The 8,631-nt window shown below is 49.5% G+C and carries 12 protein-coding genes; 4 read left to right on the top strand and 8 right to left on the bottom strand.

Annotated elements, in window-relative coordinates:
• The 6 genes from BMY11_RS28130 to BMY11_RS28105 form a co-directional block, all read right to left on the bottom strand.
• The coding region (locus BMY11_RS28130) for a hypothetical protein (RefSeq protein ID WP_090583773.1) at nucleotides 1-639 on the bottom strand (639 nt) is incomplete at its 3' end.
• A 97-nt stretch (nucleotides 640-736) separates the two neighbouring features.
• Nucleotides 737-1,048 carry a hypothetical protein gene (locus tag BMY11_RS28125; RefSeq protein ID WP_090583771.1) on the bottom strand — a complete coding sequence of 104 codons (312 nt, stop codon included), beginning with the start codon at nucleotides 1,046-1,048 and terminating at the stop codon, nucleotides 737-739.
• Nucleotides 1,048-1,677 carry a hypothetical protein gene (locus tag BMY11_RS28120; protein ID WP_143069366.1) on the bottom strand — a complete coding sequence of 210 codons (630 nt, stop codon included), beginning with the start codon at nucleotides 1,675-1,677 and terminating at the stop codon, nucleotides 1,048-1,050. The genes BMY11_RS28125 and BMY11_RS28120 overlap by 1 nt, the downstream gene beginning before the upstream one ends.
• Complete coding sequence (locus BMY11_RS28115) at nucleotides 1,643-2,116, bottom strand: phBC6A51 family helix-turn-helix protein (RefSeq protein WP_090583765.1); 474 nt, start codon at nucleotides 2,114-2,116, stop codon at nucleotides 1,643-1,645. Before BMY11_RS28115 ends, BMY11_RS28120 begins: the two co-directional genes overlap by 35 nt.
• Complete coding sequence (locus BMY11_RS28110) at nucleotides 2,113-2,397, bottom strand: helix-turn-helix domain-containing protein (RefSeq protein ID WP_090583763.1); 285 nt, start codon at nucleotides 2,395-2,397, stop codon at nucleotides 2,113-2,115. Before BMY11_RS28110 ends, BMY11_RS28115 begins: the two co-directional genes overlap by 4 nt.
• 1,261 nt (nucleotides 2,398-3,658) lie before the next feature.
• Nucleotides 3,659-4,138 carry a hypothetical protein gene (locus BMY11_RS28105; protein ID WP_090583758.1) on the bottom strand — a complete coding sequence of 160 codons (480 nt, stop codon included), beginning with the start codon at nucleotides 4,136-4,138 and terminating at the stop codon, nucleotides 3,659-3,661.
• A 399-nt stretch (nucleotides 4,139-4,537) separates the two neighbouring features.
• Between BMY11_RS28105 and BMY11_RS28100 the strand changes: the two genes are divergently transcribed.
• The 4 genes from BMY11_RS28100 to BMY11_RS28085 all read left to right on the top strand — a co-directional run bounded on the left by BMY11_RS28100 (nucleotide 4,538) and on the right by BMY11_RS28085 (nucleotide 6,960).
• Nucleotides 4,538-5,443 carry a hypothetical protein gene (locus tag BMY11_RS28100; RefSeq protein WP_090583756.1) on the top strand — a complete coding sequence of 302 codons (906 nt, stop codon included), beginning with the start codon at nucleotides 4,538-4,540 and terminating at the stop codon, nucleotides 5,441-5,443.
• Nucleotides 5,440-5,772, top strand: coding sequence for a hypothetical protein (locus BMY11_RS28095; protein WP_090583753.1), 333 nt, complete (start codon nucleotides 5,440-5,442; stop codon nucleotides 5,770-5,772). The genes BMY11_RS28100 and BMY11_RS28095 overlap by 4 nt, the downstream gene beginning before the upstream one ends.
• Entirely contained in the window at nucleotides 5,772-6,359 is a 588-nt protein-coding gene (locus BMY11_RS28090; protein ID WP_090583751.1) for a hypothetical protein, read from the top strand. The genes BMY11_RS28095 and BMY11_RS28090 overlap by 1 nt, the downstream gene beginning before the upstream one ends.
• A gap of 259 nt (nucleotides 6,360-6,618) precedes the next feature.
• Nucleotides 6,619-6,960 carry a hypothetical protein gene (locus tag BMY11_RS28085; protein WP_090583748.1) on the top strand — a complete coding sequence of 114 codons (342 nt, stop codon included), beginning with the start codon at nucleotides 6,619-6,621 and terminating at the stop codon, nucleotides 6,958-6,960.
• A 248-nt stretch (nucleotides 6,961-7,208) separates the two neighbouring features.
• Here BMY11_RS28085 and BMY11_RS28080 read toward each other — a convergent pair whose 3' ends face one another.
• Both BMY11_RS28080 and BMY11_RS28075 read right to left on the bottom strand, forming a co-directional pair.
• The gene (locus BMY11_RS28080; RefSeq protein WP_090583746.1) at nucleotides 7,209-7,760 is read right to left on the bottom strand and encodes a tyrosine-type recombinase/integrase; all 552 of its coding nucleotides are present in this window, start codon (nucleotides 7,758-7,760) and stop codon (nucleotides 7,209-7,211) included.
• A 623-nt stretch (nucleotides 7,761-8,383) separates the two neighbouring features.
• Nucleotides 8,384-8,631: hypothetical protein (locus BMY11_RS28075; RefSeq protein ID WP_218150220.1), on the bottom strand; the 248-nt coding region annotated here is incomplete at its 5' end.

Genomic DNA, 8,631 nt, shown 5'->3' with positions numbered 1-8,631 from the left:
TTGAAGCAAACGGTATGCTGTCTTCTCGTCAATGTCGAGCGTGACTGCGATTTCACGCTTATTCATGGCACGTATTTCGCTTGGATCAGTCTCGAACGGGTTCCAGCAGAGCATGTTCGTTTCCAAGTGGATGTACGGGAGTAGCCGGTACAAATAGCCGAGCTGCCGTACTTTGCGTGTCGGTAACGAAGCGTAGATTTTGCGTAGCCGATCGTCATACGTCTTCACCACGCGCCGACCTTCGGCAGCTCCCCGGAAGTGGTAATCCTCGTTCATGATGAATCGACCGTCTACTTCCATGATGATGCTATACCGCTCCATGACGGCGTAAAACGTGCGGAACGTCTCAAGGGTAATTCCTAGCCCTTCGACCATATCTCGGCGCGTCAGGGGCCACTTACCGCGTCCTATGACGAGCGCGTTCGTCTCGTAGTCGATGAATGTTTGCAGGTACATCAGATAACCGAGATATGTAGCATCGATTTCAGAAGTAACAGCTGCGATCCGTTCCATGTCTGTGAATGTGAAGTTGCCACCTTTGGTGCGGCGTTGCTTGCTTTGTTGGAGCTTGCGGTAAGCGTCACGCTGCGCTTTACGGATTACTTGGTCGCCCTCGTGGAGCGTTACGGTTATTGTCATGATGCGAATCCTCTCTCCTGGTTGTTTGTTTTTTCCTTTGGTAATAACCGAGCCCCGGCGTATTTTGGACATCAAGGCAGAAAAAAAACGCCGAGGATCATACCCCGGCGCGTCTCTTCATGCTTGCGTATGCGGTTAAAGTTCTGTTCGATGGGTTGACCGCCGCTGCTTTGCGCGCAGCTTCCAATTGCTCAGCCGTTGGAGGCGCTTCGGTCGGTTCTTGTTCGTCGGGCTCCAATGCTTGGGCTTGATGACGTGCTGATACCTGACCAAACAGGGCGCGGTAGACCATCGACGGATGCGCCTGCACGATCATAGCCATGTCCTGCACGTCTTGTTCCGTAATCGCGGCAGCGTCCGCTAGTTTGGCCTGTATTGCTCGGAGATGTGCGATGTGCTGATGCTCCATTACATCGCCCCCCAAGCCATGCGATCGATGCCGTTAGGCAGCTTGCTATAGTTATCGATCGTCAATAGGTCTTCGTTTGTTATCCGTGGAATGTCGTTATTGCTGATGATTGCCTGCGGCGAACGGTAATCGCCTGGATGATTGGCGTTGTCCGTAAAAGCCATATCTCGAAGCTGACGGAACATTGGTTCATACTCAGTTTCAAACTCCTTAATATCGAGCAGCGCGTTGTAGTAAGCGTTACGCGCCATTGTCAGACGTTCAAGAATTGGCTGTAGCTCGTCGGAACGAACGGCAGAACGGTAATCGCCTGACCAATTATTTACGAGGTCGCGGACGGTGATCCTGTCGTCAACGGTGCGACTATATTCATAAGCGTGAGCGCGTTCATGTTCAGCTGCGGCGAGCGCCTTTTCTGCGGCTTCGATCTGTGCGGCGAGCTTGACCTTCTCCTTGGAGCGGTCTGCTCCCGTTTTAAACTCGTCGCGGATCAGCGCGTCCTTCTGTGCCTTTAAGTCATACAGCTGTGTGCCAGCGGCGACGACAGCCGCTTCGTAACGTGCGACAACGGCGTTATACTGCTCGTCCTGTCTATCAAACTTCTCTTTCAAGCTCCATGCTTTCATCATGCGTTCCCCTATCCTTGAATTTGTTGTACTCCCGTTCCTGCTCTTCGAGCTGAGCAAGTAAGCGTTGAATGTCAGCCTGAACCGCTTCGGTCGTGCGCTCGTCTTCTGGGTTAGCTGGTCGTATCGTAAGTTGGTCGTTCATTACACCGACGGCCCGCAGGTATATATCCGCGGCGCGAATTGATTTCCCGGACTTTGCGGATTCGGCGACTTGGTCCATCACATCTGCAAGATGGTCCATTGCGTTAGCCATTGTACGAACGCGCACGAACGAGACGAATGCTGGTTCGGACCTCCATCTGTAAATTTGACGTTCAGAAACTCCGACTTCATTGGCAAGCTGCGTGATCGTTTTACCCGCCTTCTTCGGTAGGGCAAAATGTTCTGCCACTATAAGCTGTTCAGGGGTCAAGGTTCCTTGCCTGATGAGTGCCGTCATACGCTTTCGACCGCCAGCTTATCGCGCAGCTTTGACCAGGCTACAGCTTCCAATCGTTTGGCATCGTTGGCGTGACGCGCTAGTTGGGTCAGCTCAGCTGCTAGCTCTGCGCTGATGCTAAACGCGGTGATAAGCGCTGCTTCTTCTTCGGCTGTAATAATTCGTCCGCCTGTTTCCATCTTGGAAATGTAAGGCTGTGGGATGCCTGTCTGCTGGGCTAATTCGGATTGGGAAATGCGCCGAACCTTACGGATGGCTCGGATTGCTTCGGCTGTTAACATTGAGCTACTTCCTTTCGTTACGTGAAATTGGAAAGAGCCGAGATCCCAAAGGTAGGGAACTCGGCTCTTTCTCGTTTACTAGTTATGCTGAACGCATTTTATACAAGCACGTTATACTGGTAACTTTATGCGGCTTGGAATAGCGGCCCGCGTAGCGTCGGACGTAGATGATGCTTGCTTTACTGTCGGTTGAGTTATTACATTAACGGTACTACCGTCAACGCCAAAAACCCGCGCCACGACTCACTTTTTTCGAAATGATAGTTTACTAGGATAGTAGATTATGGTATTGTTGGTGCAACGAAGTTCAACAAAATAGCAAAAGCCATCGTTTCGGCGGCAAGAGGGTGGAACCTCTTAGCTGCTTCGTATCCGCTACAACGGACAGAAACAGGCGCACTCACGATAGCTTTTCTACGTACATATTAGCATTTTGCCGTATTATCGGCAAGGCTAAACGTATAAATTGTGAAGCCCTGATCTCATCCGTATTGTAGGGGAGATCAGGGCTTTTCTTGTTGTCTGCGGCTTGTAGGTCGTTTACATATCCAACTAAATATCTGGCGCGCTCCGGAATCTCGCAAAAAAATGAGAGTCTGAGGGCTTAGTTTCGTATTGCCTGAAACGGCAGCGCCAACGTGGAGAGCGGGAGCAACACGTTAAACTTAGCGAGGTGAGCTGAGCCGGTGGCAGTAAAATCAGCGTAACGATCATTAAGGCGGAACCATACTCACGCCGATCGTGAGACTATGGCGAGGTCGGCCATTAACGGACTGGAGGTTGCCAAGCCGCGCAAGCGGGGAGGGCGTTGCAAATTACGTGGGATTGGCTTCACGTAGCAAAAGGTAGCGCACAGCGTAAAAGCTGTTTGTTCGGGTATGGATGTGACGGACTCGTCCCGCCTTAAACGGCGTAATCACAGGAATAACCATCTACTTTGTGCCTGCAAATATATCATTTTGTGGGCACAGGTAGGTGTTCTCTGCTCTGAAGCCTGAACCCAGCCATGCCAGCGTGACGTTTAAGATCGGTGGTGTCAAGCGACAGTAGCTAATTAAGATACAGATGATGAACAAAGCGACGATGGCCCGGTGGAGGATAAAGCCGCCCGGCGAACCGAAGCTTGGGCGATAACGTGATCTTCGTTATCCCCACGCTGAGCGTGAGATGGTGCGGAACCGAGCGAAGCGAAGGCAATGAAGTCGAAGGAATAAGAAAAAGCCGCTAGTTAGGACTTTAGCGGCTTTGGTTATTGTACGAGCTAGTATGCAGCGGCTTCTTCGACAGTAATTCCACGATATATTCCACATTGTTTCGAACGGTTCCATGCAACTTGAACGAATGGGCAATCCGATTTGTTGCCACCAAGGTGTTTGGTAAATCGAGCACAGCGGAATACGCCTGGAAGTTGTCCTGGCGATTTCAGAAATGTCGGAAACACCTGTTTCAAAATGTGTGCTGAGACATTTCCTGGATTTGCTTGCATCCATGTAAGTACTTGCCTTTGGTTCGAGGTACTTTCGTTGACAAATCGGCGGATCAATGCAGCATTCTGTGCTGCTGTGACGGGGACAATCGTTAATTCATTTGCACTTGTTTGATCTGTTGTGTGCGAAGGAGTCATGTCTTCTTCGGTGCCTACTTCTTCATCTTCCGCGAAGATCTTCAGAATGCGCTGCCACTTACTCAGAGCGGCTTTGTCATTTAGATCGACTGTGAATCGAAATTCGACTTGCGACATTGGGACAACCTCCTAGTGAACTCATTTGCGTTCTTATGTTCTATAATATTTCGATGTTACGGTTCTTATGCCTGTATTTGCATGCAAAATGCGTTGTTATGAGCATATAAGTGTTCTCGGAAGCGAATCCTTACAGCGGACGTACCCGTCAGATCCGTTCAGATGCAACAGCATGGCCTAACCCCTTACTGATGAAAAAGTAATTGATCTGAAGGCAAATGACAGGCAGGGATGCAACTGATCTGTGGTGAATGTGTCATGAATGGAATCTATTTGCGTTCACGGTTAACACCATATGTAGTAAGGCTTTCAGCGTGGTGTATGCGTGATGAATGCTTGATCGTGAATGAATGAATGCGTGAACTGAACGTGAATGGTCCATGAATGGAGGGTGAACGAATGGAATGGCTGACGGTAGCGCAGGTGGGGAAACTGGCAGACATACCGCCTGAGACGGTGCGAAGGTACATAAACAGACATAGCCATCATTTGCAGGTTAAGAAGAACCATAAATCCTATCAGATTGCGGACAGCTGTGTTCCAGTGTTCAGTCAGATAAGAACGCTTTATGAGGAAGGCAAGCAGGCCGATGAAGTGGAAGCAGCCCTGGCTAAAGCAGGTCGGCCGACGATCGTGAGCGTGAATGAGCTTGGTGAATCCGTGAACGTAAACGTGGTGGAAGCTATGGCTGCCCTTGATTCCAAGCTGAATGCAATTGCTTCCATGCTTATGAACGTGCATGAACGCTTGAATGCAGGTGAGCAGGATCGTGCTGTCATGAGGGAAGAAGTGCAGATAATCCATGAACAGGTCATGAACATTCCTCACGAAATAGCGGCTACAGCTGAGCAACTGACGGGTCAGATCGTGAACGTAACGGGCGAGATGCGAGAGGAAATTATACAGGGACAACAGCAAACAAAGACCGAAAATGATGGTATACGACAGGATCTTGCCGAGGCACGGTGGGAAGCGAGTACTGCCACAAATCAGCTTGCGGAAAAGCTCGTAAACGTCTCGCAACAGATGACGGAAGGTCACAAAGAGGTTGCCGCTACTATAGCCGCTAATATCAGGGAAGAGCGGAACAGGCAAACAACAGAGCGCTTGACGGAAAAACGAATTGAGAAGCAGCTGCGGGTTGAGGCGTTGAAAGCATGGAATGCGAAGCCGGAAGCGGAACGAATGAAGAAGGCCGGGATGTTCCGTAAAGAAGAGAACGTCACAGCTCGTAAAGATTTCATCCGTAATTACATCGAAGAACACATGGAGCAACGGATACTGGAGGCGACAGAAGAGCTGTGAACGATGACAACGTAATCCAATTCAGACCAAAGCAAGCTGCCGTCACGGAAGCGGACAGGATCGCTAAGCTAACGCTGTGGGAAAAGGGCTTTTCCGGGTACGTGCTTTCCATAGGTCTTCAAACTATCGCACAGACTTCTGAAGTTATAGCTTCCACGCAGACTAGCTTGGACAACATGTACAGAGCTATCCGTGAAATGGCTGAAGCTAACTACATTAAATTGACGTTGGTGGTTACCAATGAACTGGTGATCCAACGTGCATTCATGGGTCATGAAGCTAGACTTGCTGAGATAATTGAAGCAGCAGAAGTGGGGGATGACTTATAATGGCTGAACCCCAGCTTGCGCCACGTAAGAAAGTAAGATCATCAAAGGCACCACTGGCAGGGACCATTGTTCTGGTAGGCATGATAATCGTTTCCGCAGCTGTGCTGTATCGTCAGTATCTGGGGAAACCAAATGAGACTCCAGTGGTGATGAGCGCGCCGGCCGTAGCGACTACAGAAGAACCAGTGACGGCAGCGACTGCTCCTGATGTAGAACCGCAAGCACTTTATGATTCAGACGTTATGGTGGCTGAAGATCACTACGAATTAATCAAGCTGACCCTTAAAAGCAAGACAGAAATCAGCTATGAATATCAGGTGAACTCTGGTCCAAATCTTGATTTTTACATGGTTGATGATGACGGCCTGTTCAAGTGGAAGCGTGTCATGGAAGGTGCAAAGGAAACTCAGTTCATGACGTACGGCGATTTCAAATCTTCCGCGACATCAAGGGATAAAAAATCAGGATTGCTTAATGCAGGCACGTACTACCTGATTATCGACAACACCGATTACGGGGATGTCATGCCCCCTATGAACCTTGCAGATGATGTGGCAACGTTGCATCTGACTGTGGTTGGACGATAACGAAGTGACGAAGGTTCGGGCACGATCGAAGGATTAACGGAGTGGACGGTAACGCTACGCTGCCGAACGGAATCATGTATGTGCCGGTAAGTGAGATTGAGTCTGTTATATACAAAGTGTATCAATCTCTCAATGCCTAATCCCGTCCTCTATCAATCTCAAAAATTGTACTAATTCATTAGCAGATTGGCCTTGCCGTTTGCTAACAAACTCCCATATTTTAAATGAGATCGAGATCATTGTTGGGAGGAAAAGGTATATGGGTTTTGGTTTGGGTGGTATTGGTGGTATTGGTGGTTGTGGTGGTGGTGGATTTGGTGGATTCGATGGAGTTCCAAGCATTCTATTCCGTCTCTCTCCAGGGGTACGTGTAGACGTTGTATTCGACCACACGGGTCCACGAGGACTCCAAGCTACGTTCCTTGGATTCGAAAGGAACTCTGCACTGTTCTTGGTCGATAATGAAGTCTTGTTCATTAATCCTCGTAGTATTCAAGCCATCTCGATTCATCATCATAGCCGAGACTGCGGCTGCTCAGCGCCAATGATGGGGCAAGGCCGTGTAACGGGCCGCAGCCAACGTACAGCAGGAAAAGGCTGAAAACTCGTTCCTCCGAGACCAAATCAAGCAACAAAGCGCGAACTGCTCAAACAATGGATGCCAAAAGGTAAAGGGTGAAAAGCTGCTTTAGGCGGCTCTCACCCTTTTTCCTTTTATTGGATATGGAGTTGTGAAGTGATTCGTAAATTTTGTGGGGGCTTGACGGTGACTCCGAGAGGGGGTGCCGGGGGTAGCGGTGGGTGGTCAAAGCAAAAGCCCGACAGCGACAGATCTGCCGAGCCTGATCCTTACAGAACGAACGCTTCAAGATCCTGTTCAATCTCTTCGTCCGTGATGCCTATGTACGTCAACGTAATTGCCGGGTGACTGTGGTTCAGTATGCGCTGAAGCTTCGCCACGTCACGCGTTTGCTTGTACATCCAGTAGCCAAATGTCTTCCTCAGCGTATGGTTGCCCACGCTATCCACGCCAGCAAAGTCAGCTGCCGTTTTCAGCTGCCGATAGGATTGGGTAGGCGTGATTGCGCCATCACCCTTACGTGAAGGGAATACCCACTCGCTTTCTACGGTGCCTAGGTAAGCGTTCAGTTCATCGTAAATGTTGCCCAGCTGTAACTCCCGCGCCTTCCCGGTCTTACCTTCCTTGACCACTACACGCTTCTTACCGCGCAGATCCTTCACCTTCAGCTTTACGAGGTCACCAACACGCAAGCCCGTATTGATCCCAATCAGGAACAAGATGTAGTCACGTTCGGAACAGTGACGGCGTAGCGCCCACTTCATGTCATCGATCTGCTGTTTATTACGAATTGGCTGAACATCCTTGATCTGCGTGGTCATGTCATTTCCCCCAATGAAATCAACGTTTTGAATGTACGATATTTTTGACCTGAATCCATCATACCACGTTATATAGGAAATGTGAGCCATTACAGGGAAACGAATGTACGTTTTTATCTAAATTCGTACATTGGGGAATGGAGCCCCCGAAAGTTGCGTAATCTGACGTGATCGGCAGCATCAGCGGTCTTTTCCAGACCAATGAATTTTCAAAATTGGGTACGTACCCAAATTGGGGAAGTAAGAAGTTGATGGAGTAGCCTACCTACCAAAATCAGTAGATCGCGCCGACTTCATCCAATCCCCTACGCCTTCGGCTTCGGGTCTGCCGTCGCCTTACGGCTCCGGACCATCCTTCTTTTCCATGTACTTAACGTCAATAACTAATGGGGTAAATTAGTGGGGCGACGCCGTAGGCGGAGCCGGGCGGGCTTGTCCCGACCCGAAGGATTCACGTCATTAAAGACCTTCATCTGTTCCGTTGATTTTTCCGACAGATTAAGAAGAAATAGCGGCATTGAAATCGCTGTAACCGTTGGTACCATTGGGTTTGTGGCACTTTTACGGTGGCGATTCAATGCCCTGTTTGACGCCCAAAACGACGATTCAAAGTCCGATTTGAATTAGCTGACTTTGCACCTGAACACAACCTGCAACGCTTTATCCGGGTATTCGCCTCGACTGATGAAGCTTGGGTTGATCATGTAGAAGCGTTCGTTCCGTTTGTTCCCTCGGCTTATTTCCGCGAACATCTGCATGTCCCCGAAGGTCAACGCTTGAAGCAAACGGTATGCTGTCTTCTCGTCAATGTCGAGCGTGACTGCGATTTCACGCTTATTCATGGCACGTATTTCGCTTGGATCAGTCTCGA

Source organism: Paenibacillus sp. OV219 (assembly GCF_900110075.1).
Taxonomy (GTDB): domain Bacteria; phylum Bacillota; class Bacilli; order Paenibacillales; family Paenibacillaceae; genus Paenibacillus_Z.
Note: the sequence above shows the minus strand (reverse complement) of the source record. Positions and strands in the feature narration are given on the sequence as shown.